The organism is Paenibacillus illinoisensis NBRC 15959, from assembly GCF_004000925.1.
Taxonomy (GTDB): Bacteria; Bacillota; Bacilli; order Paenibacillales; family Paenibacillaceae; genus Paenibacillus; species Paenibacillus illinoisensis.
In genome coordinates this window covers 160,141-185,059 of record NZ_BIME01000008.1, presented here as the reverse complement: position 1 = coordinate 185,059, position 24,919 = coordinate 160,141, and the positions used below count along the sequence as shown (strand labels likewise).

The window sequence follows — 24,919 nt, the reverse complement described above, 5'->3', positions numbered from 1 at the left end:
AGAGAAGGCGGATCGTACCTTATCCCGGCCTTTAAACGACAAAATGGTGCCGATAGCCATAGCCCCGTAGCCGCAACGAAATAATGAGCCTAATCCGACAGTGCCCGCATGATGTTGGATTTCGCCTCTGCCGCAATCGCTTCATTCCCGTCATCGACCGCTTGCATTAAGATCAGTATGGGGATGTATACCGCGATCAGCCGCGCCAGCAGCTTCGTTTCCTCGTCCGCTCCTCCGTACGTTTCGAAAAACACGCCGCGAGCGTAAGGTGGTAAAAAGCTATAAGCAACGCTCAAATCGCAAGCCGGATGACCTACGCTCAGATCGCCCCAATCAATGATGCCGGAAACGATCCCGTTCTCATTCACAAGCATATTTTTAAAATGAAGATCGCCATGTATGAGTGCATTCACCGCCTCGACACGGTCCTTTTGCAGCCTGCTAATATACGCTTCGATCACACTGGACTCCTCCGGCGACAAGTGTTCAACCACCTTCGATAGAAAGCCCTCCAATTTTTCTTTGCGCGATGCTATGTCCGTCAAGTTTCGATGATCTTGCTGAACTCCGCACTTCAGCGCCGCCTGCACCGGAAACTCATGCAATCTCCGCAAAAATTTCGCCAACGTCTCTGCAGATAAAGCCCGTCGTTCTTCCGTCAAACCGATTGGGAAATCTCCTGGCACGTAGGCATAGCCAAGAAATGGTGCCGGGTATTCGTCACTTGCTTCGCCATAAAACAACGGTTTCGGATAGGGGATGGTCATATATGCCTCCAGCTTCGGCAGCAGCTTCCCTTCCATACGAATCGAGCCAACTGCAATCGTTCTTCTTGGAAACCGGAACACGTACTCGTCACCGATGAGAAAAACCGTATTGTCCCAGCCCCAGCCCAATCGCTTTACTTGCTTCGATGACAGCTGAGGGAATTGTCTGCCGATCAGCGTCCGCGCCTGCTCTTCGTTAACCTCCCACTCCGCATCCCATACATTCGTTCCTCCCATGAATTGTCTGCCTCCTCGTTCCTTACATTAGTTAGATGTTTACAATCCCTGGAAGTTACGCATAACTGCCCGTTAGTTGAACAATAGCAGCCGATCAATTTGGCCTTCATGGAATTAGGTTTTAAAAAAAGCTATCAAGTAACAAAGATACAGCTTCCTACAAGAGGAGCCGCCTTGATTCTTTAATTACCGTCCATAGTAGCAAAGAGACATGTTCCGCTTTTCTTATCCTCCAATAACGAATAGGTCATAACTCCTTGCTCAATTTGTTCATCTTTTATATTTCTATAGAAGGTAACAATCACTTGAATACGTTTGGCGTCTTCATCATAAGTTATTTCATTTAGCTCGTAAATTCATATTTCATACCTTCTTTATAGTTGTCATTAAACCAAGGCATATTAAATTTAATGGAATCCTCATTAAGCATATTTTCTTTGAACTTTGTTTCATCATGCTGAACAATAGCATTCATATTCAGTTGAACTTTGTCGGCTATGTCCTGCGTGAAGAAGTCTTTCACATACTCTGATAAGTCAATGGAAACACCTTCTTTGAAATTTGAATGATCAGATTTTTCTTGACTGAACTCTTTTTTGAATAAAAAGGTTTTGCTCCCTATTTTATTGATAGATGTAATTTTTGTATCTGTTGCCTCTTGAGTAGTTCCTGATCCATTACTAACCTCTTTTTGATTTTCATTATTACTCATCGTTTCTTACCCGCATCCGGATGTAACAGCAATAGCTAGAACAGCAATAATACTAATCACCCCTTTTTGAAATCTCATTTCAAATCACCTCCATAAAAGAATGTGTATTTTATATTCAATAATGAAGAGTAATGATTCAAGTAGCCCTCAGACAATTTCCCTGCGTGAATTAACATAAGACAAGGGCCTTCCGGTGTTGAGTAGTGTTATAAATAAACTATATTCATTCTCTAATGCCCCATAGTTAGCCAGTTTTTCCCTGAATTGAACTTCACACCTTCTTTAACCGACTTACTAATTATTATCTTCTGGAGTGTCAACAATAATATAGTTTTCCTTCAGATCAGTGTGAGGCACTTCAGTTTCTTTAAAAACAACATCATTCCAATTCTCCTTATTGATTAAACCATATCCAGTAGAAGTAATATGAGGCATCCAACGAAAGTTGGCGAATGTCGTATCTTTGAAATTTGGTAAGGAACCGTTCTCTTTTGTAAAGGAGCGGTTTATGAAATAAAGATTATCCTGCGTAGCTGCCTTTTCGCTAATGAAAGCTTGCCACTTAAGGTAAGCTGTGTTCTTCGTAATTTGATAATAGCGGATTACATTATTATTGACCTCAATGAATCGGTCTTTTGTATTTTTCGGAAAATAATATTGAAGACTGGCTGCTTCCATAGATGGTTCAAAGTACTCCGTGAGCTTTGAAACTCTAGGAAGATTAATCGCAGCATTTCTAGCCGTGCTCAATTCACTGCTCTTAACATCAGTAAGCAGTTTCGTGCTGGGTTTCGAAACAAATGCAGTTTGGGTCTTTTGATTCCAAGTTACTGAACCGTCCAGCGCTTCTGCAACAAAACGTAAGGGAATCATTGTTTTACCGTTATGAATAAATGGACCAGTACTTAATGAAACTAAAGTTCTATTTTTATGAGCTACTTTTTTATTCATTGTCAACTTCAAGTTTGTGTCACTCCCCTTCACTGTCACTTGCTTAGTAGTATTATTCCAGGCAAACGTTAAGCCACCTAAACTTTTGAGTGAAGTCAGGCTGAAAAATACCTGGTTGTTCTTGTTGAGAATGTCATTTGAATCTAAGTAGTTATTATTCACTACAACTTGTGTTCCTTTTGGACTTTGTGCTTCTGCAGCTACCTCATTGGTTGGAAGGTTCAAAAGCGTAGAACATAGAACAGCAAAAGAAAATAATACTAATTTCATCATTAGAATCCTCCTAAATTTTACATCCTTATATAATTAGACTCAAAAAAAATCGTAAGGTTACCTACAAATAGAGTAGATTCTTGAGGATTTCTTTACTCTTACTAAAATAACCTGCCCGTTAGCTTAACGAAAAAAAAGCAGCTACCAACCGGCAACTGCTCCTTTCCTTTTTGGACTAACGTTTCCCGTTAGATTGAAGTTTAAAGTTACAGTATGACGATTAAATAGAAAAGAACTGCTAATACAAAACGATATAGAGCAAACCACTCCAATCGAAGTCGCTTGATCAATCTAATAAACGTTACTACCGCAATCATAGCCACAAGGAAAGATGTCATAAATCCAATTAACATCAGATACAAATCGTCTAAACGAAGTAGATCGATGCTATCGTATAAGTCCAACAAGGTAGCACCAAACATAACAGGTACAGAAATAATGAATGTAAAATCTGCGGCAGCTTTTTGGCTAGTACCGAGCAAAAGGCCACCTGAAATCGTCGAACCTGATCTCGAAAAACCCGGCCACAGGGCCAGACATTGGAATAAGCCAATCCCAAAAGCTTGTTTGTAACTAATCCTATCCATTGTGTCAACCCTGGTAGTTCTCTTACTCCGTGCTGCGATGATCATTAACAAACCACCAGCAATTAAACCAAATAAGACAGGTGTAGGGCCGAATAATTGACTTTTTATAGTGTCTTTTAGTAGAAGATAGACGATTAATGCTGGTAACATAGCCAAAATCATATGTATTACGTTTAATCCTTTACTTGCTGAAAAATCCATTTTAATTAAGTTTGTCCCAATCTCCATATACCTTTTCCAATAAAGAATTAGAACTGCCATCACCGCACCCAACTGTATAACAATTTTAAAGGTTATTGCCGCGTCTCCCTCAAAGTCAAGTAGATTGCCTGCTAAAATAAGATGTCCAGTAGACGAAACTGGTAAGAATTCAGTTAACCCTTCTATTATCCCAAGTATGATTGCTTTTATTGGATCAGTCATAGAAGATATCCCCTTTACGAAATAAACTCGCTTAGCAAGTTCAAGTATAAGGGTGAATGACTATATATTCCCATCGATTAGCATAACATTATTCATTTCAGTGTGACATTATCGTCACATCATTTAATGGATATACAGATCATATTGATGAATCTTGTTCAACTATCCTGCCAAGTCACATATCACCTTATTCATGCAATACCCAAGCAAAAGACGCCGCTGCATCTGCACGGCGCCTTTTCTATTACTACAACTATAATAGAGCCTGCTTCTCCATCATCAATCCAGAGTCACTTCGTAGAACCAGAGACAGATTATTTCAGCTCTGCATTGGTTGGACTCAGCGCCAGAATATGCCCGTCTCATCCCGTTCAACTTGTTCGAGCAAATCCTCAAAGTCGGGACAAGGCTCAATAACGTCTACAGCATTCCAGCTGCTATATTCATCCTGGGCGTATACCTTCCATTGTTTACCTTCCCAATGAAACCGGGCTATCGGCAGCATATCCCATTGATACCTTTCACCCGCTGGCCTTTCCTCCGTAAGAATGAGCTCGTCGTTATTCATCACATAGGTCAGCTTCACCATCGTGCGGAGTGGTGCAGGCACCTTCTCGTGGATGTACCCATTCATGAGTGACTGAATCCTTCGAATGGTAAACGAGTCCAGCATATAAGTTCACAGCCTTTCATTGCCAAAATGAATATCCTCTGCGTTACCAGCTGGACTTGGTCACACCCGGAATCTGTCCCTGATGGGCCAGTTCGCGGAAGACAATTCGTGAAACCTTGAATTTGCGTAAATATCCTCTTGGACGTCCTGTCAGTTCGCAGCGATTTTTCAGTCTCGTTGGAGAGGCGTTACGTGGCAGCTTCTGCAACGCTTCATAATCTCCTTTTTCCTTCAGCTCCCGGCGCAGCTCTGCGTACTTGGCTACCGTTGCCTGACGCTGTTTTTCACGAACGACTTTTGATTTTTTGGCCATCATTTACAGCTCCTCTACGATTTTTTTGAACATGTTACACCTTACAATTCCAATTACAGAACCTTCTTTCGATCAGACGGGTTCAATGGGCCACGGCAGCGGATTATCAAACCCTCCCCAGTCGGCTTGCATCTCCTCATCACTGAGCAGGCACTGGTCCAGCTCATCCTCAATCATGTGACGCTCCATCTCGATCCCGATCATCACCAGCTCGGTCTGGCGGTCTCCCCACTGAGCATCCCATTTGTCCAGGACATCCGGCTCGGTGCGAAAAATCAATTCCTTGTCCGCTTCCGGCAAGGCCGCGACCCAATGTCCGGCAGGTCCAAACTGAATGGAAGGCCCCGCCTGGCTCAGGCTTGCTGCTACATCTCCTTCAGCCGCCAGCCAAACCAGGCCTTTGGCACGAACGACCTCTTCCGGCCAGTAGCTCATGAACTCAGCCAGACGTGCGGGATGGAATGGCTTTCTGCGACGGTACACGAAGGAGCCAATTCCGTACTCTTCCGTCTCGGGGGTGTGTGATTCTTTTTCAAGCTCCTGAATCCATCCGGCCGACATGCTCGCTTTTTCAAAATCAAAGAGACCGGTATTCAAAATCTCAGCAGGATTCACCTGTCCCTTCACGGTCCGAATAATTTTGGCATGGGGCTGAAGTTTACGGATAATGCCTTCAAGCTTGTTCAGCTCCACGTCATCGACCAGATCACATTTGTTCAGCAGCAGGACATCACACGTCTCAATCTGGTCAATCAGCAAATCCACCACGTCTCGGGTATCTTCCTCTCCTGCTGCCTGACTCCGATCCAGAAGACTCTGTCCTGAGGCAAAATCATGCCAGAACCGGTTCGCATCCACCACCGTTACCAGGCAATCCAGCTTCGCCAGACGGGTCAGATCAATCCCCGACTCTTCATCGGCGTATGTAAAGGTCTGTGCAACCGGAACAGGTTCACTGATGCCCGTGGATTCAATCAGGATATAATCGAACCGGCCTTCGTTCACCAGTTTCTCGATCTCCTGCATCAGATCATCCCGCAGCGTGCAGCAGATGCAGCCATTGGATAGCTCAACCAGCTTCTCTTCGGTTCGGGACAACGTGGCTTCTCCCTTGACCAGCGCTGCATCAATGTTCACCTCACTCATGTCATTCACAATGACGGCTACCTTAAGACCCTCGCGATTGTGCAGTACATGATTAAGCACCGTCGTTTTACCTGAACCAAGGTAACCGCTGAGGACCGTTACCGGAACTTGCTTTTGTGTCATTTCGATCTGCTCCTTATAGTGACAGCCAATAGGTTATCGACCTTATTAGTAATTATTACGATTAACAACAATGACTATAATCCTGTTGGCTTCTCTTGTCAAATCATTTCTGTAAAAAAAAGACCTACAGTCTGGTTCCGGCAGCTCGCATCAACATGATGCGTCCCGAAAAATCCAGTCTGTAAGCCTTTAACTTTTGCATCCAAATAGAAGTCTATGGTCAGGCAGCACGACTCGTTAAAACCAGCACACCACAACGTATTGCCTGTATAGTGAGCTTCCTCAGTTTGCAGTAGAGAACCTTTCTCTATTCCCTGATTCCATCCGTTTTCTAAATATAACGACCAGCATCATGGCCGCCACGGAAAGTAACGTACAGATCGTAAACATCGTGGAATAGGAGCTGTTCTGAACAATCAGACCCATGGCGAGTCCGCCTAAGGAGAAACCCAGATCGTAGGAGGACATGAACATGCCCATTAGCACATACCTGGAATCAGCAGGGAGTACGAAGGACAGATACGTCGTTAATGTGGGATACATGAGTGCCAGGGCAAAACCACTAAACACCGCGGACAAGTACACCAAAGGACCAATGAGCTCCAGCAGCGCGAGCATCTGGGTTCCCAGAGCTGCACACAGCAGTAATCCTGCGATTAGCCAGGTATTCCAGCTCCCGTCGGAAGGTATTTTTTTGCGCAGCATAAATCGGCATAGAATAACAACCAGTCCCTGGATCGTTAAAAACACCCCAGCACTCGCAAGTCCCGTCGATACCATATACAGCGGAAGAAACGTCGCCGTTGCTCCAAATACGCAGGAAGCAAACAGCATGACTGCACTGCTGATCAACAGCGGTGTACTGCGCCAAATACCACGAAAGGAGCGGATCATGTCCCTAAGGGTATAAGACTGATTTTGCACCGTACGCCTGGGCAGATCTACACGGTATCCGATCAGAAGTGGCAATACAGCCAAACCAATCATGAGGACCGTAAACCATATCTCGCGGGCACTTTCCCAGATTTGTATTGCCAGAATCGGAACGATAAGAGAGGGAACCATCGTAAAGAGCGTATACATGGATAGCCCCTGTGCGCGGTCCTTGTCTTCGAGCTTTTCCACAATGCCAGCCTGCATGGTCATGGAGAAGAACGCAGTCGCCACACCTTGCAATGCCCGCAGCCAGAGGTAAGCTTCCACATCACCGATCATGAAGAGCACCAGCGTTACGGCATGCAGAAGAAGCAGCCATTGCATGACCCGGAGGGGACCATGTTTCCCCAGAAGCTGTGCAGCCAGCGGCCTCAGAAGCATACACGTGAACATGTAAGCTCCCATCATGAGTCCAATTTCGGCCTGACTCAATCCTGCTGCCTCACTTCTCAGTGGAAGAATAATCGTTAAGGCCGAATTTGCGGCGAAAAATAAAAAAGCCAGCATATAAAACCGGATAAAGGAAAAAGAGACCGGATTTAATTTGCCATGATTGTTTGCAGAAGCATCCAAAAGTTTGTCCCCACTTTCTCACAAATGCCAGAACAGACAAGTCGAATAATCGTAATTATTATGATTAAAAAGACAATTTATCGTATACCGCTTGTCTTGTCAATGAAATTGTATGCGTACTTCGTATGCTTATAATGAAACAACAGAAAAAAACCGACGCTTCCGCATCAGCCTTCCTGCTATCTCATCGCTGACAATAGTCCCCTACGGTCATACGCAAAAATAATCATCAGCGCTCCAAGTACTGCACATATCAAATACATCCAGGAAAAAGAAAACAGATCAGCAACCGGTCCCATAACGACACCCCCAAGCGAAACGCCCAAGTCCGCCGTTGCAATGAATAGACCAATGAGCACGTTGCGGTTCGTCTGTGGCAGGACAAAAGACAGATAGGTCGTCAGCGTTGGATACACGATGGCCTGTGCAATGCCCATGAGTCCCGCGCCCAGATAAAATAGGATTGCACCTGCCTGAATGGACAGTCCTACGCACGCAGCAGCGAGTGTCAGCAGCAGCATCGTTCCCATCATAAATGAAGAGTGCCATGTTCCGTCCGACGGGATTTTTTTTCTAAGCGCAATACGGGCAACCACGACCACCGCAGCCTGAATCATCAGAAACACGCCGGCATTTCCGTGATTCAATTGTGGAGCGTACAGCGGAATAAACGCAGTTATGGCACCGAACACAATCGACGAGATGAGCATAATGACACTGCATTTGAACAAAAACGGATTTCGGATCAGCTCCCCGAAGGAAGCCAGCATACCGAACTTCTGTCCAGTCTTATCCTGTGTTGTGTCAATCTCTGATTCCTTCGTCTTTTCCATCCGGATACTGTAACCAAACAGCCCCGTTATCATAGCAATCCCAATCATGAAGATGGAGAAATAATCCATTCCGCCCGCATTCCACAGTCCCAGAGCAAGCACCGGCCCGGCAATGCCCGGAATATAGGAAAAGAGGGAATAGTATGAGATCCCCTGGGAACGATCCTTCTCGGGCAAGGCATCAATGATGCCGATCTGGAGCGCCATGGAGAAAAAGGCGGTAGACACCCCTTGCAGGGCACGGGCTGCGAAATAGCCCCCCAATCCTGTAAAGGTATACAGGATCAGCGCAAGTCCATTCAGAATCAGAATGATTCGAAGGATCCTGATCGGGCCATGCTTTTGGATAATCTGACCTGCCCATGGCCTGAAAAACATCGTTGTGAACATGTACGCTCCCATGACGAGACCAATGACAGTGCTGCTTGCCCCCAATGATTCACCTCTTAAAGGGATGATGACATTGAGGATGGCGTTAGCGCTAAAGTATAAGAGCGTCAATAGATATAAACGCAGAAAAGGCCATGACAATGCTCCACTCACGGTGTGTACTCCTTTAGAAAGTAATTAAATGATCCAGCAGCTTTCTCGCATACTCGGACTTCACGGTTTTCAGCTGTTCGATAGGCACCATTTCTTCTATGCGACCCTCTCTGAAAATAACCACTCTGTCACAAATATAAGCCGCTGCCTGGATATCGTGGGTAATGAATATATAGGTCAGCTGATAAATCTCCTTCAGCTCTTTCAGCAAATGGAGCACCTGAGTCTGAACCGATACATCCAGCGAACTGATTGCTTCGTCCAGCACAATGCACTGAGGCTCTGTTGAGATGGCCCTAGCGATACAAACCCGCTGCACTTCTCCCCCTGACAATTCATGTGGATACCTGGATCGGTATGAGTTATCCAGCCCAACCTGGCTAAGCAGCACATCGATTTTGAGCGAATGGGCATGGCCTTCCGGGTTCTTTTTTTGTAGGCGCAATGGTTCCATAATGGCTTCCTCGACCGTAAAAAACGGATTGATCGACGACTTGTAATCCTGAAAAACGGCACTGATGCTGCCCCTTCTCGCCTTTCTGTCCAGCACAGATCTGCCTTCGAGCGAAATCTTTCCTTGCTCCGGGCGTTCCATCCCCAAAATCAGTCTGCCCAAGGTGGACTTTCCACTCCCGCTCTCCCCGATGATACCCAGGCATTCTCCGCGCGAGCATTCAAAACTGACATCATGCAGAACGGATTTTCGGCCTCCGGAAAACAAGCCGCCTAGTGGATAGGATTTATGAACATGGTCAACGTTTAGCAATATGCTGTTCCTCCTGCATCAATTGCCTGAAATGATTGCTCAGCTCCCGGCGGGTGGACACCAAGAACTGTGTATACGGGTGCTGCGGTTTCGAAAAGACGGAGTGAATGCTGCCCGACTCCACAATATGTCCATCCTTCATGATCAAAACCTCATCCGCGATTTTCCGTACGACTCCCAAATCATGCGAAACAAAGATCATGGCGCATCCCATTCGTTCCCGCAATTGGATCAGCTGCTCAACCACTTCGTATTGGGAAATCGTATCCAGAGCCGTAGTAGGTTCATCTGCTATGATCACATCCGGTTCCAGCACGAGTGCCAGCGCAATCATGATGCGCTGCAGCATGCCTCCTGACAGCTGGTGAGGATATTGATTCATGATGTGCACCGGATTTCTCAGCATGACCCGTTCCATGGCGGATTTCATGTTCTGCTCGACTTCCTTGGCATTCCATCCGTAATGCGCTTGAAGGGTCTCTCTCAGATGAACGCCGATCACACAGGAGGGGTCAAATGCACTCATTCCGTTCTGGAGAATCATGCACAGATTCCGGCCCCTTTTTTTGCGCATTTCCTGCTCCGTGAGCTGGTTCAAATCTACCCCTTGGAACAGAATCCGGCCGGACTGCCGGATGGCTGGTTTATTCAGGCGCATGATGGACCTGCATGTCATCGACTTGCCGCTCCCACTTTCCCCTACAATGGCCAGGCACTCACCTTGCTTCAACTGGAATGAACTATTGGGCACGATGACTTCTTCCGTAAGTGCATCCCATATTCGCAGCTGCTCAACTTCCAATATATTCATAAGAGACCTGTTCACCTCTCTTCCTTCCGCGTAGCTTGCCACCCGGTTTGGACGTCATCAATTTGGGGTCAAGCGCCACCTGCAGCGCATCGGACAGAAAATTGAATGCCGATACGACCAAAACAATCGCCAGACCTGGCGCAAGCATCAGCTCTGGCCTGGAGAACATGACTTCTCTGGCCTCATTCAGCATCATGCCCCACTCGGCTTGCGGTGCCTGAACGCCCAATCCGAGAAATGACAGCCCGGAAATTTGCAGGATCATGGAGCAGATGGAACTGCTCGAAATGACAGCAATGTCGGAAAAGGTAACGGGCAAAATGTGCTTGTGTATGATGCGCAGGTGGCTGATTCCCGAAGCTCTGGCAAATCTCACATAATCCATTTCGGAATATTGCATGACTGATGTACGAATAACCCGGGCAAACCATGCCCATTTCATGACCACAAAGGCGATCAGAATATTTTCAAGACCAGCACCCAAAATGCCAACTACCGCAAGCGTCATCACGTATCCCGGAAAAGAAAGCATAATATCACAGATCCTCATGAGGATAGCGTCAGTTTTTCCTTTGAAGTAACCAGAGATGAACCCCACGAGGGCCCCCAGAAGAACAGAGGCCAGCAGAGCAACCAAAACCCACAGTACACTTGGCCGAATGCCATAGATCAGCCGCGACAACACACATCTGCCCAGATGATCATTGCCAAGGAGATACGACCACGATGCTGATGCGTACCTGAGCTTCATGTTCACTTCTTCGGGATCATGCGGTGCAAACAAGGGAGCAAGAACGCCAGCAACGATCAGCACCACGATAAAAGCAAGAGACGCCATGGCGAGCTTATCCTGGCTTAAATTGCGAAGGTTTCTCATTCGAATTCCTTTCTGAGTTTGGGATTCAGTGCCGCGTTCACGATATCGGAAAGTGTATTAAATAGTACAAACGTGACAGCCAGAATAAGCACGTACGCCTGGATAATCGGAAAATCCCGGCTCAGGATGGATCTGACGCTTAAACGGCCCAGACCTGGCCAGGCGAACACATTTTCAATCACAACCGTGCTTCCAAGTACAATAGGGATGGCCATACAAAAGATGGAAACGGACACCTGCAGCGAATTCCGCAAGATATGCATTGTTACCTTTCTCTCGGGGATTCCGCTGGCTCGGGCGTATAGAACATAGTCTTCATTTAAATTGTTAAGCATGGAGCTTCTAACGCTCCTGAAGTAGATCCCTACATAACTTACCGTAATGACGATGACCGGCAGAATATAGCTCTGCGCCGAATCCATTCCGCTGGTGGGCAGCAGATCAAGCTTGACGGAGAAGTACCAGATCAGCATAGCTGCAAGCCAGTAGGAAGGTATCGCCGTGAGCAGGAAGGAGAAACCTCGTACGGACTTATCCATCATTTTCCCTTCCTTCATCGCACAGATTACACCTAACAGGATTGAGAAAAAGATAATGAAGACAGAGGAAATCAGCGTTAATTTGAGCGTGTTCACAAATGCCGGGCCAATCATGGACCAGACGGAATTTCCGGTCACATAGGACTGGCCAAAGTCCAGCTGAAGACAGGCCAGCAGCCAGTTTCCATATTGAATCATAAACGGCCGATCCATGCCGAGCTCTGCCTTGGTTTGGGCAATCAACTCATCCGTAATCTGCGGAACTTCCTGCGCCTGCAGCACAACAACGGCAGGATCCAGCGGGGACAGATTGATCAGAACAAAGGTTAGAAACGAAATAATCAGCAGCAGGGGTATTGCAAGCAGAATCCGTTTGACGATAAAACTCCCCATATCCATCTCCTTTTTCACATAAAATCCAATGGACCCTATTGAAATTTCATTCGCTCAAATGGCAGCTCAAATTGGGTCTGCTTAAACGCAATGCCATCCAGGTTTTTTGGTGCCACGATCGTCATGCTTCCGTTGGTAAGAGGGATAAACACGGCCTCCTCATGAACCATCTTCATGATGTCAGCATACAGCGCTTTCCTTGTATTTTCATCGGTGGACACCATCACGTCTTCAATCTTGGCGTACATTTCCTTGGCACCAGCCATCCCGCTTGTTGTATGCAGATAGGCTGAGCTGGAGGCAAAAGCCGAAATGGTGCTCTGAGGATCATAAGCCAGTCCCCACGTTTGATTGAACAGCAGATCATACTCGCCCGTAGATCTTCGGTTAGCGATGGATGAGGATTCTTCGCCGATGATCGATAGCTGGATACCGATGCTTTTCAATTCATTTTGAATGTATTCAGCCTGTGTTTTCTGCGTAGAGGAATTGCTGTCATAATACAAATCCATCTTCAGCTCTTTCCCTTCTTTGGTTCGTACAGCATCACTACTACCTAAACGCCAGCCCGCCTCATCCAGCAGCTTCTCTGCAGTCCTTACATCATAAGGTCGTGTCTTCAATTCCACGTCGGCGTAATTCACATTGGAAGAGAATAGGGTCTGGGCAGGTGTCTGTGTTCCCTCAAAGATGTCGTTGCTGATGGTGTCCCGATCAATGGCATGCCAAATGGCTTCCCGAACGGCTGTTTCACTGACCGGGTTATCCTTTTTGCTGCTGTTGGCCGCAATGATGCTCGTGTTCATCGGTTCACTTCGTATCACCTGATACTCCCCTGATTCAGCCAGTTGATTCATCGCATGAACATCAATACTGTCGGCACCCCGGTCATCGGTGAACACGAAGTCAATTTCGCCTTTTTGCAAAGCCAGAAACGTTGTCTCTCCTGCCGGGAGAACTTTGGCTACAATTTTTTGAATTTCAGGTTTGCCTCCCCAGTAACTTTCGTTCGCCACAAACGTCGCATTCTCGTCTACATTATGCTCCGTAAGCATGTATGGCCCTGTTCCATGGTAACCATTCACACCATCTTTGGTCCCGCCATTGATCATGTCTTTGGGAGAAATGAACACATAGGGTCTGGTCATGGACAATTCCACCAATGTCGGATAATAGGTACTGGACAGCACCAATTCCACGGTATGTTCATCAATGACATTTGTACTCACAATTTTGGTAGACAGCTTAATCCACGCATGTTTCTCACTATTGGCCTGGACCGCATCAAAGTTAGCCTTGACCGCCTCGGCATTGAACGGTTCTCCGTCCTGGAATTTTACGTCTTTTCGCAAATGAAAGGTATAGACCTTACCGTCCTCGGAAATATCCCATGATTCCGCAAGCAAGGGCTGAATGCCATCTGCCGTGTTCTCTACCAATGACTCATATACCATACCTTGAGCAGGCATGGAGCCTGTATACAAATGAGGATTCATATCATTAATATCCTTGGCGGAAGCATAGATCAGATCCGTCTTCTTCTCTCCTTCAGCTGCCCCCGTCTGTGCAGTTCCCTTCTCGCCGCAACCGGCCAATACGACCAACACCAGCGCAAATATAATACTTAAGCCCATACCGGATCTTCCCTTTTTCACAACGTTTCCTCCTGATGATAAATTTCAAGTCCTTCACAGATCATGTTCAGATCACCAGCAAACGTCCGGATCTGAAATGCGCTGGATAACGGCAGCTCTCTCTGTTCCTGTGCCACTTGCACCAGTTTGTTCTCATAGGTTGCGATGAATTTGTCTATGGTGGGGCAGTCCACCCGGAGATGCCTTGCAATGCCCTGAATGATTTTGATGCGGTAATAATCTTCCTGGGGCATCCTTGGGATCTCAAGCTGTCCTTCGTGATTAATGAACATTTTCCGGAATGGCACGGCCGAAAAGTCAAAATATTTCCCTTGTTCGTTCGGCTGCGAGAATGGGTCAATCAGTAACGAGGTATACCGTATGTACAGCAAATACTCCTGATATATGTCCTGCAAGCCGACAAATTCTTCGATATCAGAGCGCGATAAACTCTGCAAATGAACCGGGTAGTTATCGTCCGTCATGAATTGAAGCAGGTTGAGCGGCCGTATGTGCAGCCGGTCTGTAATCCTCATGATTTCTTTCCATCCTGCGAGCATATCCCGAATGAGATATTGGTTGATAGGCCCTTCCGGGTAGAGCTTGTAGACATACGTCTGGACGTCAGCGTTTCCAAAGATCGCGTTTAAAGAAAAGTCATTCATGAATAACGCCGGATGCACATACAGCGAGATGTTTCGCGTCTCCGCCTCAAACGGGGAGGCCATCACTTCCATCACCACTCCGAGCTGATCAACCATTTTGCATAATTCGTTCACTGCTTCTGAAGGGGTTCGTGTGGAACCGATATACAGTTTTTTCTTCACTCCGGTTGTCACGACATGATTGGAGGGCTGACGATCTGCCCATCGCGTATCCCCGCAATAGGTGGAAAAACTGATTACTTCAGACGTGTAGCCTAGCTCACTTAAATACTGATGAACCAGGCGGTTCGATCCAAATGTGGGAGATACCAGCACGATGCACCGGACTTGCTTCAGGACGTCCAGATTCATCTGACTTAATACCTGAACATAAGCATCTGTCGTGACAGCAAGAATCAGCGTATCCCAGCTGCCTTCAATCCGGCTGTACTCTGTAAAAACCTCATCCACCCTACACTCGCCTTCCACGATCCGGTGCTTCTCATTCTGAACACTTACACGAATCTGCTGGTCATTTTGTTTCAATGACCCGAAGAATTCATTGGATCTAATCGATTCCCTTCCTGCCATACTAATGGTGGACCCTCGTTGTTTCTTGAACAGTACAGCTAATTGAACGGATGCAGGTCCGGTTCCCATGATTAAGACTCGTTCAAAATCCACCCTATCCGCCTCCTTCATCCGACCTGCGATGCTTTCTGGTACAGTGCAATATCAAACACATCGTGTGGACGCAAAATGTTATCCACCATTCGCCATTTCAGCGGATCCGTCTCCTGCTGGGGATAATTGAACAAGGACTTCAATCCATTGCCATATCTCATCGCAACAACAACGTGTTCATTGGTGAGCGAATGAAGCTGATCCAGGATGTCATACTTCATGGCGACTGTGGAACTGAAAATGATATGCGTGGCTTCTTTCGTAACATCGAGTTCCTGAACAGATGCCTTCTGCAGATGGATGCGGAGACCGGCCCCCAATGTATTCACAACCGTCTGGCCTAACCCGATCGCCTCTTCATCAATATCAATGCCTATCACCTGTGCCCCCGTCCTTCTGGCGATAAGCAGGGGAGTCATTGGAAATGCTCCCGATCCGATCAGAAGCACCTTGGAGTCTGAAGTCACATGGAAACTGCCGAATTCCTTCTCAATGCATTCCTCAATATTTTTGAAATAATCCGCAATCTCCACTTCTCCGTGCTGCAGCTTCAATGCCCGATATTTCTCCATGATCGCTACGCAGCGGGAAGATTGATGCCTTAGATTCAGTACAAGCTGTGTGAACCCGGTGCCCTCCTCATGCTCCTTCTCTGCCCAGAACGACTCATGGCGCTTATCGGTGATCCACTGGGAATAGGCATTGATGGCCAGCTCCATCTGTTCCGCATGATGAATGGAATGATCGTATTTCCGGGCAAGTTGTTCAAAGGTATTCAGAAAATCATTCAACTGTCTGGTAAAATCCACGACCGTATTCATGTGTTTCCCCCTTATTCATGTCCATCTGTTGTACATCAATAAAAGCTTTCCCCTGTGCCACAATGCCGACAGAACCTTCAATGTGAATACTCCCCAGCCCATGTTCAGCAAACCGGGCCACGACGTTGATCGAACCTCCGGGCTGTTTAATTCGGGCGGTAATCTCTCTTCCTGTCTTCCATGCAAGGTAAGCGCCAAGCGAAGCTGTACCTGAACCGCATCCTCTCTCCCATATCAGGCTATCCAGTCCGGGAACATAAATCAGTGGAGCCAACTCTTCGGAACGTGGATTGAACAACAAAATGCCAATCAGTTTGTCTCCCAGGGTTAGTCCAAGCAGACGCGCGAGGTTTTGTGCTCTTTTTCGGATCCCATCATCGAACCCGTCCACCTCCACCACGATATGAATGAACTCCTCATACCGGACAATAATCATATCCAGATCGATGCCTTCGTACGGTATGGTCTGCCGTTCAATCTGTCTGGGAATCGGCATGGTCACCTGACAAAAGTATTCATTCAGCTGCTTCCTCACTTGGCAGGTGATCAACTGCTCTGTACCAGAGACCTCAAGCAGCAATTCAGTATAATCTTGAGAACCCATCTCCTGTTCAGATGCAAGGTAGGCAGCTAGAGCCATACAGGCATTACCACAAAACTCCCCTCCGGCCATATGCAACCGTGCTGCAGCTCCGCGCTGAAGGGTTGGCACAATAAATCCGACCTGCTCCGCATATACATGATCGTAGGACATGATGCTTGAAGCGATATGTTGGTACTCCTCTGCTGGATGACTTGTTTTCACCAAAACCGTCATATTCTGTGTTGGATTAAACTTGATAAATTCGATCTCCTGTTTCATCCCAGCTACCTCTATTCCTGTTCATTCAGATTCGGATGAGTTTCACCTTGCGCTACCCTGCTGCCTTAATAGTAATTTTTACGATTAATAATCGAGAAAAATATAGCATACAAAATTGAGGCCGTCAACAATATTTTTCCATTTCAAGAAGCTTCTTTGTTTTGCATTCATCTCTTTGTTTTGCATTCATTTCTCTGCCTGCCAGACAAAAAAACGGTCACCCCATGAGGGTAACCGTCCTTTCAAAGCACACAGTTTGGTTCTTGCGTTTATCTCATCACTCACTCTGCAGCTGCAGGTTTTGCAGCGCTTGCTCCGCCAAAGCAGCGAGCAGATGCGCTCCCAGAGGTAGCGCACGTTCATCCAGATCGAATGCAGGATGATGCCACTCATGTGGTCCGGATGTACCCAGGAAAAGGAACAAGCCCGGAACCTCCTTCTGATAAAAGGAGAAATCTTCACCTGCCGGAGAGGGCAGCGGTCTGACACTGTTCAATCCCACTTGAACCGCCACCTGTTCCGCCGCGGAAGCCAGCGAAGCATCGTTAACCACAGCAGGTGGTCCCTGAATCCAGCGAACCGTCGCCCGTGTACCGTATGCAGCCGCCACACCAGCCACGACCTGGTTGAATCGTTCCCGAATCCGTGCACGGACTTTCTCGTCAAAGGTTCGCACAGTGCCATCCAATATAGCCTGATCGGGAATGACATTCCAGGCTGTTCCGCTGTGAATCTTGGTCACGCTAATCACGGCGCTCTCCTGTGCACCCACATTGCGGCTCACTATTGCCTGCAAAGCCGTTACAATATGCGAGGCAACAACAATCGGATCGATTCCTGCTTCCGGTACCGCAGCATGTGTGCCCACCCCTTCGACGTTTACTACAAAACCATCCGCCGCTGCCAGGAGTGCTCCTTCCCGGATACCGACTGTACCGACCTGAAGATCCGGTTTGTTATGCAGACCAAACACGGCACGGACGTCAGACAGCGCTCCGCTCTGAATAACCTGCCGTGCGCCCGTTGCTTTTTCCTCCGAAGGCTGGAACAGGAGCCTTACTTTGCCCAGCAGCTGGGACTCCCCCTGTTTCAACAATCGTGCAGCACCAATCAAAATAGCCGTGTGTGCGTCATGCCCGCAAGCATGCATTTTGCCTGCGGCCTGGGAAGCAAACTCAAGCTTCGTCTCTTCCTGAATCGGCAGAGCATCAATGTCTGCTCTGAGGGCAACGACAGGGCCGTCCCCTTGTCCGATTTCGGCAATAAGACCCGTACGCAGTGAATATTCATCTGCTATACGTACCCCTTCCTCCTCCAGCCAGCCGCGGATGGCGGCCGTTGTTTCCCTTTCCTCGCCCGACAATTCCGGATGGCGATGCAGATGCCGCCGAATCGCGATTAGCCGCTCCGCAAATGCTTCATCGGTCTCAGAAGGGATGCGCTGCGTGCCTCTTTCTTCTTGCCCTGCCTGCTGCTTGGGCTGTTCCAGCTCACTCTTCATAACGCTGCCTCCTTCATCGTCATCTATGTGCTGCAAAAAAAGCGGGTTCTGAATTCCGATCTAACCAATAGCCGCTTGCGCAGGTTCGGATTCACTCCAGAATTCACCCAGTCCCTGTTCATCCAATGCCTCGCGCAGCAATTCAAAAGAGCGAATGCGTTTCGCGAAATCACGTGTGGCTGTTGTGACAATCAACTCATCCACGGCAAACTCATCCTGAAACTTTTGCAGAGCCTGGCCCACCGTTTCCTTCGTGCCGCGGGTTACACTCGGCTCCAGAACCTCAATGCGATATTTCTCGTTTGATTGCCGTCCGAATTCTTCTGCCTGCTCCACCGAACCAACCGTCAGTACTTTGCCATTCTCCAGGTGGATCTTGACCAGCATATGCTCACTTGCCAGCTCTTCAGCCTCTTCCTTACTCTCTGCCACAATTAAGGAGATAGCAAGAACAGCATAAGGCTCCCGGCCTTCTGAACGGTTGAATTGCTCGCGGTAGACACGAAGGGCTTCTTGTGCCACTTCAATATTGCTATTAATAAACAAGGAGAACACATAAGGGAGTCCTAGTTCCGCCGCCATGCCAGCGCTATCGACACTTGCTCCAAGCACATACAGCTCGGCAGGTACTTCGGACACAGGTGCAGCACTTAAACCGGCAAGTGGATGGGATTCATCTGCATGCGGTTCATTATGAATATACTGCTTCACTTGACGTATTTTCTCCTTCAGTGACGCTGCCTCCTGAATACCCTGCTGCAGAGCCTGCGTAGAACGGGGCAGTCCTCCTGGCGCACGTCCTATGCCCAGATCGATCCTTCCCGGTCCAAGCGCTGCGAGCACATTAAAATTCTCGGCAACCTTGTAAGGACTGTAATGCTGGAGCATCACCCCGCCGGAACCCAAACGAATTCGCTCTGTATGTGCCAGCAAATGCGAAATCAGCACTTCTGGCGAAGAACCTGCCACATGTCCTGAATCGTGATGCTCCGATACCCAGAACCGGTGAAATCCAAGCTGCTCTGCACGCTGTACCAGCTCAATCGTATGCCGGAATGCATCCACCGGTGTCTCCCCTTCATAGATTGGGGTCTGATCCAATATGCCAAGACGAATCCCCATACGTTTCTCCTCCTCCAATTGTGCTGCCGTATTCGGCTGCCAAGCTCGTTCTTGCTTCTATAACTGCCGCAGCAGCTCCCCAAAGGGCTCTGCAAACGGTGAATGTTCTTCTTTTAACGTCACGACACTAATTTGCAGCGATACACCAGCAACTTCATGAACCTGAATGGGAAACAGCTCCTTGTCCTGCACTTCCTTCTGCACCGTCAGTCCCGGCAGGAAGGCAATACCCGCTCCCTGAAGAACCAGTTTCTTCGCCGTTTCCGAATGGTCCACATGATATGTAATATCCGGCGGATGGTCTAGGGAGTCGAACGCACGGTGAATACGCAGCCAGTCCAGGGAACCGCATTCGAAGAACACCAGCCGCTCATTGCGAATCGCCTCCATGCTGACGTGTCCGCGTTCAATAAATGGATGTCCTTTGTAAACATACAGCTGGATCGGGTCCTCATAAAAAGCAATGGTACGTATGGCTGGGTGCATGACCTTGCGTACAAATGCCAGATCAATCTCCTGATTCAGCAGCTTTGCGATCAATTGATCGGTTGTAGCCGTTGTGAGCTTGATGTTGACCTCAGGATAGGCTTCCTTGATCTTGGGCAGGAAGTCTGGAATGACATAGTTGGATACCGATACGGTACTGCCGAGACGCAGCGCGTCTGGTGTGGTCCGGCGCTGCTGAATCTTCTGCCTGCCCTTTTGGATAACTTGAAGCACCTGCTGCGCGTACGGTAGGAATTTTCTGCCCTCATCCGTGAGCACGATTTGTTTACCAAGCCGATCAAACAGCTTGCAGCCAAGCTCACGTTCCAGGGATTGAATACGAGCCGTTACAGATGGTTGGGACAAAAAGAGTACTTCGGCAGCCTTATTGAAGCTTCCGTAATGATTGATATATACAAATGCTTCAATGTTCTCAATATTCATAAGCGCCTCCGCATCCAGGTCCACAGACGTTTGACCTTATATCAATTTAACCAATCAACTTACTTGGTTTTAAGTAATCGTAATACCATCCTTTTCCAGTGTCAATATCAATTCATCCAGCGAACGGTCCAAACGGGTTGTAATGTCGGCCGAAAGTGCATATTTTCCGTCATCCAGACGCTCTACGCCTTGATCAACCGCGTAAACCCCACCTAAAATATGTCTTCCCCCAAGTGCGGCCAGTACAGGCTTCAATGCATAATCGATAGCCAGCAGATGCGCAATGGAGCCGCCAATAACAAGCGGAAGTGACACTTTACCGCGAAGCCCCTCCTGTGGGATCAGATCCAGGAACAGCTTCAGTACACCGGAGTAAGATGCTTTATACACAGGTGTAGCCACAATGACCGCATCTGCTGCTTCAACTACGGCTAGCGCATCTCGCACATGCGAACTGTCGAACCGGGCCTGCACAAGGTCTTCAGCCGGCAGATCCGCTACATGTATCACCTCAACAGTAATACCTGCTTCGGTTAATTTATTGCTGCTATAATCGGTTAGGCCGGTCAAACGTGAACGTTTGGAAGGTGTTCCGGCAATAATAACGACATGAGACATCATGAATCTCCTCCTTGGAATAGCGGTCAAGCCGCTCCTTTTACTCTTGGATCAAGCCGGTCACGGATATCGTCTCCAATCAGGTTCACTGCGAGTACAAACATGGTAATGGCGAGTCCAGGGAAGGTACAGATCCACCAGGCTACGGTCAGGTAACCGCGTCCCTGAGAGAGCAGTGCTCCCCAATCCGGAATTTCCTTCAATACCCCAAGTCCAAGAAAACTGAGACCGGAACCCGTCAGGATGGAAGTACCCACTCCCAATGTTGCCATCACAAGCAGAGGAGACAGGGAATGCGGCAGGACATGCCGCCAGAAAATACGTCCGTTCGAGCCGCCAAGCGATCGTGTCGCTGTGATAAACGGCAGGCTTTTGACAGACATCACCTGTCCGCGCATGACCCGTGCATATCCCGGAATGGAGGCTACCGCAACAGCCAGTGCAATGTTAAGCAGTCCAGGACCCAGTGCCGCAGCTACGGACAAGGCCAGCAGTACTCCCGGCACAGCCATCAGAATATCGACAGTACGCATAATCGCCGTATCCACCATTCCACCAGCATACCCGGAGATAATCCCCAGGGCACTTCCCACCAGGCCTCCGACAAGCACCGATGCGAATCCGATTAGCAGTGAATCCCTGCTGCCGTGCACGACGACGCTGAAGATATCCCTTCCGAAATAATCAGTTCCAAACCAATGCGCAGCAGAAGGTGCCTGCAGGATCGCATCCGTCATCATCTGAGTTGGATCATAAGGAGCAATCCAGCCCGGAACAATGGCACAGGTAACGGTGAATAACACGACCAGCAGCGCTGCATAAAAGAATAACCGGGAAACCGCGAACGAGAAGCGGTGACGTCCCAAACGGCGATTCCATAGGCGTACACGCCCTTTGCTGCCGGTCCATGCCTTTTTGTCACCCACCAATGGTTTCATGCTCATAAGAGTCCTCCTTCCTCATCCCTCAAAGTACAGATGGTCCTCGCCGATCATGTGCGGACTGCACGTCTGACCCTTGGATCGATGTACGCATACGAGATATCCACCAGCAGATTCAGCACCACATAGATGATTGCCGTAAAAAAGACAACGCCCTGTACAACAGGCAGGTCTTTCGCCATCAAGGCATCGGCAATAATCCGTCCGATTCCCTGTCTGGAGAATACCGTTTCGACCACGACGGTTCCCGCGAGTAGATCCCCAATCAACATGCCAATGACCGTTACGGCCGGAATCAGTGCATTGCGCAGTGCATGAACGTACATGATCGTTCGCTCCGTAAGCCCTTTGGCACGCAAGGCGACGATAAACGGTTCATTAATGATTTCAAGCATACTGTTACGTACCATCCGTACGATGAAACCTGCACCAACCAGACCCAGTGTGGCTGCAGGAAGAACCAATGAGCCAAAGCCCTCCGAACCCATGGCCGGGAACCAGCCGAGCTGAACCGAGAACAGCAGGATCAACAGAATGCCGGTCCAGAACGTTGGCATGGAAATACCAAACAGTCCAACAAGACGGGCAATAAAATCAATCACGCCATTTCGGTGGATGGCGGACAGCACGCCAAGCGTGATGCCGATGGTAATCGCAATGATGGAGCTCAGTGCCGTCAGTGCCAGGGTGGCCGGGAAATGTTCCAGAATTTTGGGAAGCACTGGATCCGAGTTAATCATGGACTTGCCAAAATCGCCCCGCAGCATGTCTCCGAAATAGTTCGCAAATTGAATGTAAAATGGCTGATCCAGGCCAAGCTGCGCCCGCAAATTCTCGATCATCTCCGGCGTAGCCGAGGATGGATCCAGCATGAGCAGGACCGGATCACCCGGCAGAAGATACATGATGCAGTACACCAGCACCGAAGCTCCGAATATTACAAATAGTGATGTTGCAAGCCGAGTCAGTATCGTTTGAACCATACCGGGTCGTCTCCTTCCTGAATGCGTGATGGGCTGCTCATGTTATGGCTGAATTCGCACGTCGTTGAACAATGGGTACCCAAGCGAATCAAACTTCACTCCCTGAACGGATTTGGATGCTGCTACCGTATAAGGGAATACATAGATCGGTAGAATGACCGCCTGATCAATCAGAAATTGCTGAATCTCGTTATAGATCTTCACACGTTTTTCGGGATCCGTTTCCACCGCTCCCTGTTCCAGCAGCTCGTCGATCTTCGGATCAGACAACCCGGACAGCGTCGGACGCTCCCCTTCTGCGCTCGTATGATAGAAGGCGTATAGGGCATTCGGATCGGAATTGACCTGGCTGTTGCCATACAGATCATAGTCCCAGTTCTGATAAATGACAGTGGCAATGTCTTTTGTAATCTCAACTTCAACGGCGATGCCAACCTGTTTCAGCTGCTGCTGAATGATGGCGGCGATATCATTGCGCTTCTCCCGGTTTGGGGAACCATCCACATAACGCAGCGTCAGTTTCTGACCATCCTTTTCACGTATGCCATCCGCACCCTTCACCCAGCCCTGCTCATCCAGCAGCTGATTGGCTTTGTTGATGTCCGGGCTGATGCTTCCTTCCAGCGAGGCATCGTAACCCAAAATGCCAGGCGACAATGCAGACCAGGCTCGTTCGTAGTTGCCCAGATACAACGTTTTGACGATAGATTCCACATCTACGGCGGATTGTACCGCCTGTCTGACCTTCACATCATCCCAAGGGGCTTTGCGCAGATTGAAGAAGAGAGTATACGGCAGTCCCACCGTATTGGCCTGCAGCAATTGCTGGTTCGGGTCATTCTTCAGAGCCGCAACATTTTGCGGTGGAACGGTCTCTGCAGCGAGTACCTGACCGCTCTGTACGCTTCCGATCCGTGTCGCTTCCTCTGGTACAATTTTGAACGTGATCGTATCCAGATGAGGTGCGGCTTTGTTTTCAACCGTCTCTGGGCCCCAGTTGTAATCCTTGTTTTTGGCAACGACGATATCCGCATTTTCATCCCATTTCACGAAGGTATACGGTCCGGTGCCCACTGGGTTTTTGCCCAGTTGATCGCCATATTTCTTGGCAGCTGTAGGTGACACGATACCCAGCAGGGCCTGGCTTAAGTTGCCCAGGAAGGCCTGTGAAGGTGTTTCCAGATTCACCTTGATGGTGTATTCATCAATGACCTCGGAAGATTGATAGGGTCTGATCAGCGCAAGGGAATTGGCAGCTTTGGTGGCAGGATCGATGATGCGATCCAGGTTGTACTTCACGGCTTCTGCGTTAAACGGCGTGCCATCGTGGAACTTCACGTCTTCACGCAGCTTGAACGTGTAACTCTTGCCATCCTCAGATACGCTCCATTCCGTGGCAAGCCATGGTTTGATGGAACCGTCAGGCAGCTGCACCACCAGATTGTCGTAAATGGTCCGGATGGCACGTACCGTAACGGCAAGCCCGCTCCGGTGAGGGTCCAGCGTATCCGGTGAAGTTGCGAGAGCGAAAGTCAGATTCCCTCCCTCCGCTTGACTCGTCTGTTCTCCACCAGATGCCTGAGCCGCACCGCTAGAGCTGCTGCCCGCTCCGCAGCCAGACAATACCATTACTAATACTGCTGCCAGTGCCATAAATTTCATCCATGCGATAGACCTGTTCATATCGTTTCCCCCTCTGTGTA

Annotated in this window: 24 protein-coding genes; all 24 read right to left on the bottom strand. The window is 48.4% G+C overall.

Annotated elements, in window-relative coordinates; translation table 11 throughout:
• Positions 1–89: 89 nt before the first annotated feature.
• Entirely contained in the window at positions 90–1,004 is a 915-nt protein-coding gene (locus PIL01S_RS19665; RefSeq protein WP_127538987.1) for a phosphotransferase, read from the bottom strand.
• 343 nt (positions 1,005–1,347) lie between these two features.
• Positions 1,348–1,716 carry a hypothetical protein gene (locus PIL01S_RS19660; protein WP_127538986.1) on the bottom strand — a complete coding sequence of 123 codons (369 nt, stop codon included), beginning with the start codon at positions 1,714–1,716 and terminating at the stop codon, positions 1,348–1,350.
• A 294-nt stretch (positions 1,717–2,010) separates the two neighbouring features.
• A complete protein-coding gene (locus PIL01S_RS19655) occupies positions 2,011–2,940 on the bottom strand; it encodes a copper amine oxidase N-terminal domain-containing protein (protein ID WP_127538985.1) in 930 nt (309 codons plus the stop codon).
• Positions 2,941–3,146: 206 nt separating this feature from the next.
• Positions 3,147–3,950, bottom strand: a complete 804-nt coding sequence (locus PIL01S_RS19650) for an undecaprenyl-diphosphate phosphatase (protein WP_127538984.1) — start codon at positions 3,948–3,950, stop codon at positions 3,147–3,149.
• 340 nt (positions 3,951–4,290) lie between these two features.
• The gene (locus tag PIL01S_RS19645; protein ID WP_127538983.1) at positions 4,291–4,623 is read right to left on the bottom strand and encodes a DUF3024 domain-containing protein; all 333 of its coding nucleotides are present in this window, start codon (positions 4,621–4,623) and stop codon (positions 4,291–4,293) included.
• Between the two features lie 43 nt (positions 4,624–4,666).
• Positions 4,667–4,936, bottom strand: coding sequence for a 30S ribosomal protein S14 (gene rpsN, locus PIL01S_RS19640; protein WP_063566651.1), 270 nt, complete (start codon positions 4,934–4,936; stop codon positions 4,667–4,669).
• 72 nt (positions 4,937–5,008) lie between these two features.
• Positions 5,009–6,205, bottom strand: a complete 1,197-nt coding sequence (locus tag PIL01S_RS19635) for a GTP-binding protein (protein ID WP_127538982.1) — start codon at positions 6,203–6,205, stop codon at positions 5,009–5,011.
• Positions 6,206–6,487: 282 nt separating this feature from the next.
• On the bottom strand, positions 6,488–7,714 hold the full coding sequence (cntE, locus tag PIL01S_RS19630) for a staphylopine family metallophore export MFS transporter CntE (protein ID WP_246058487.1): 1,227 nt from the start codon (positions 7,712–7,714) through the stop codon (positions 6,488–6,490).
• A gap of 179 nt (positions 7,715–7,893) precedes the next feature.
• On the bottom strand, positions 7,894–9,090 hold the full coding sequence (gene cntE, locus PIL01S_RS19625) for a staphylopine family metallophore export MFS transporter CntE (RefSeq protein ID WP_127538981.1): 1,197 nt from the start codon (positions 9,088–9,090) through the stop codon (positions 7,894–7,896).
• A gap of 13 nt (positions 9,091–9,103) precedes the next feature.
• The gene (locus PIL01S_RS19620; RefSeq protein ID WP_127538980.1) at positions 9,104–9,856 is read right to left on the bottom strand and encodes an ABC transporter ATP-binding protein; all 753 of its coding nucleotides are present in this window, start codon (positions 9,854–9,856) and stop codon (positions 9,104–9,106) included.
• Entirely contained in the window at positions 9,843–10,667 is an 825-nt protein-coding gene (cntD, locus tag PIL01S_RS19615) for a staphylopine uptake ABC transporter ATP-binding protein CntD (RefSeq protein WP_127538979.1), read from the bottom strand. Before cntD ends, PIL01S_RS19620 begins: the two co-directional genes overlap by 14 nt.
• Positions 10,648–11,544: a staphylopine uptake ABC transporter permease subunit CntC gene (gene cntC / locus PIL01S_RS19610; protein WP_127538978.1), complete on the bottom strand. Its 897-nt coding sequence runs from the start codon at positions 11,542–11,544 to the stop codon at positions 10,648–10,650. Before cntC ends, cntD begins: the two co-directional genes overlap by 20 nt.
• The gene (opp1B, locus tag PIL01S_RS19605; RefSeq protein WP_127538977.1) at positions 11,541–12,476 is read right to left on the bottom strand and encodes a nickel/cobalt ABC transporter permease; all 936 of its coding nucleotides are present in this window, start codon (positions 12,474–12,476) and stop codon (positions 11,541–11,543) included. Before opp1B ends, cntC begins: the two co-directional genes overlap by 4 nt.
• 35 nt (positions 12,477–12,511) lie before the next feature.
• Complete coding sequence (gene cntA / locus PIL01S_RS19600) at positions 12,512–14,110, bottom strand: staphylopine-dependent metal ABC transporter substrate-binding lipoprotein (protein WP_127539048.1); 1,599 nt, start codon at positions 14,108–14,110, stop codon at positions 12,512–12,514.
• A 17-nt stretch (positions 14,111–14,127) separates the two neighbouring features.
• On the bottom strand, positions 14,128–15,414 hold the full coding sequence (locus PIL01S_RS19595) for an opine metallophore biosynthesis dehydrogenase (RefSeq protein ID WP_246058496.1): 1,287 nt from the start codon (positions 15,412–15,414) through the stop codon (positions 14,128–14,130).
• Positions 15,415–15,452: 38 nt separating this feature from the next.
• Complete coding sequence (locus tag PIL01S_RS19590; protein WP_127538975.1) at positions 15,453–16,259, bottom strand: nicotianamine synthase family protein; 807 nt, start codon at positions 16,257–16,259, stop codon at positions 15,453–15,455.
• Positions 16,222–17,121: a diaminopimelate epimerase gene (locus tag PIL01S_RS19585; protein WP_246058486.1), complete on the bottom strand. Its 900-nt coding sequence runs from the start codon at positions 17,119–17,121 to the stop codon at positions 16,222–16,224. Before PIL01S_RS19585 ends, PIL01S_RS19590 begins: the two co-directional genes overlap by 38 nt.
• Positions 17,122–17,398: 277 nt before the next feature.
• The gene (locus PIL01S_RS19580; RefSeq protein WP_127538974.1) at positions 17,399–18,622 is read right to left on the bottom strand and encodes an amidohydrolase; all 1,224 of its coding nucleotides are present in this window, start codon (positions 18,620–18,622) and stop codon (positions 17,399–17,401) included.
• A gap of 60 nt (positions 18,623–18,682) precedes the next feature.
• Entirely contained in the window at positions 18,683–19,744 is a 1,062-nt protein-coding gene (locus PIL01S_RS19575) for an LLM class flavin-dependent oxidoreductase (protein WP_127538973.1), read from the bottom strand.
• Between the two features lie 57 nt (positions 19,745–19,801).
• On the bottom strand, positions 19,802–20,674 hold the full coding sequence (locus PIL01S_RS19570; RefSeq protein WP_127538972.1) for a LysR family transcriptional regulator: 873 nt from the start codon (positions 20,672–20,674) through the stop codon (positions 19,802–19,804).
• A gap of 69 nt (positions 20,675–20,743) precedes the next feature.
• On the bottom strand, positions 20,744–21,292 hold the full coding sequence (gene ssuE, locus PIL01S_RS19565; RefSeq protein ID WP_127538971.1) for an NADPH-dependent FMN reductase: 549 nt from the start codon (positions 21,290–21,292) through the stop codon (positions 20,744–20,746).
• A gap of 26 nt (positions 21,293–21,318) precedes the next feature.
• Positions 21,319–22,236, bottom strand: coding sequence for an ABC transporter permease (locus PIL01S_RS19560; protein ID WP_127538970.1), 918 nt, complete (start codon positions 22,234–22,236; stop codon positions 21,319–21,321).
• Positions 22,237–22,283: 47 nt separating this feature from the next.
• Positions 22,284–23,216 carry an ABC transporter permease gene (locus PIL01S_RS19555; protein WP_127538969.1) on the bottom strand — a complete coding sequence of 311 codons (933 nt, stop codon included), beginning with the start codon at positions 23,214–23,216 and terminating at the stop codon, positions 22,284–22,286.
• A 42-nt stretch (positions 23,217–23,258) separates the two neighbouring features.
• A complete protein-coding gene (locus tag PIL01S_RS19550) occupies positions 23,259–24,899 on the bottom strand; it encodes an ABC transporter substrate-binding protein (protein ID WP_127538968.1) in 1,641 nt (546 codons plus the stop codon).
• Between the last annotated feature and the right edge of the window lie 20 nt (positions 24,900–24,919).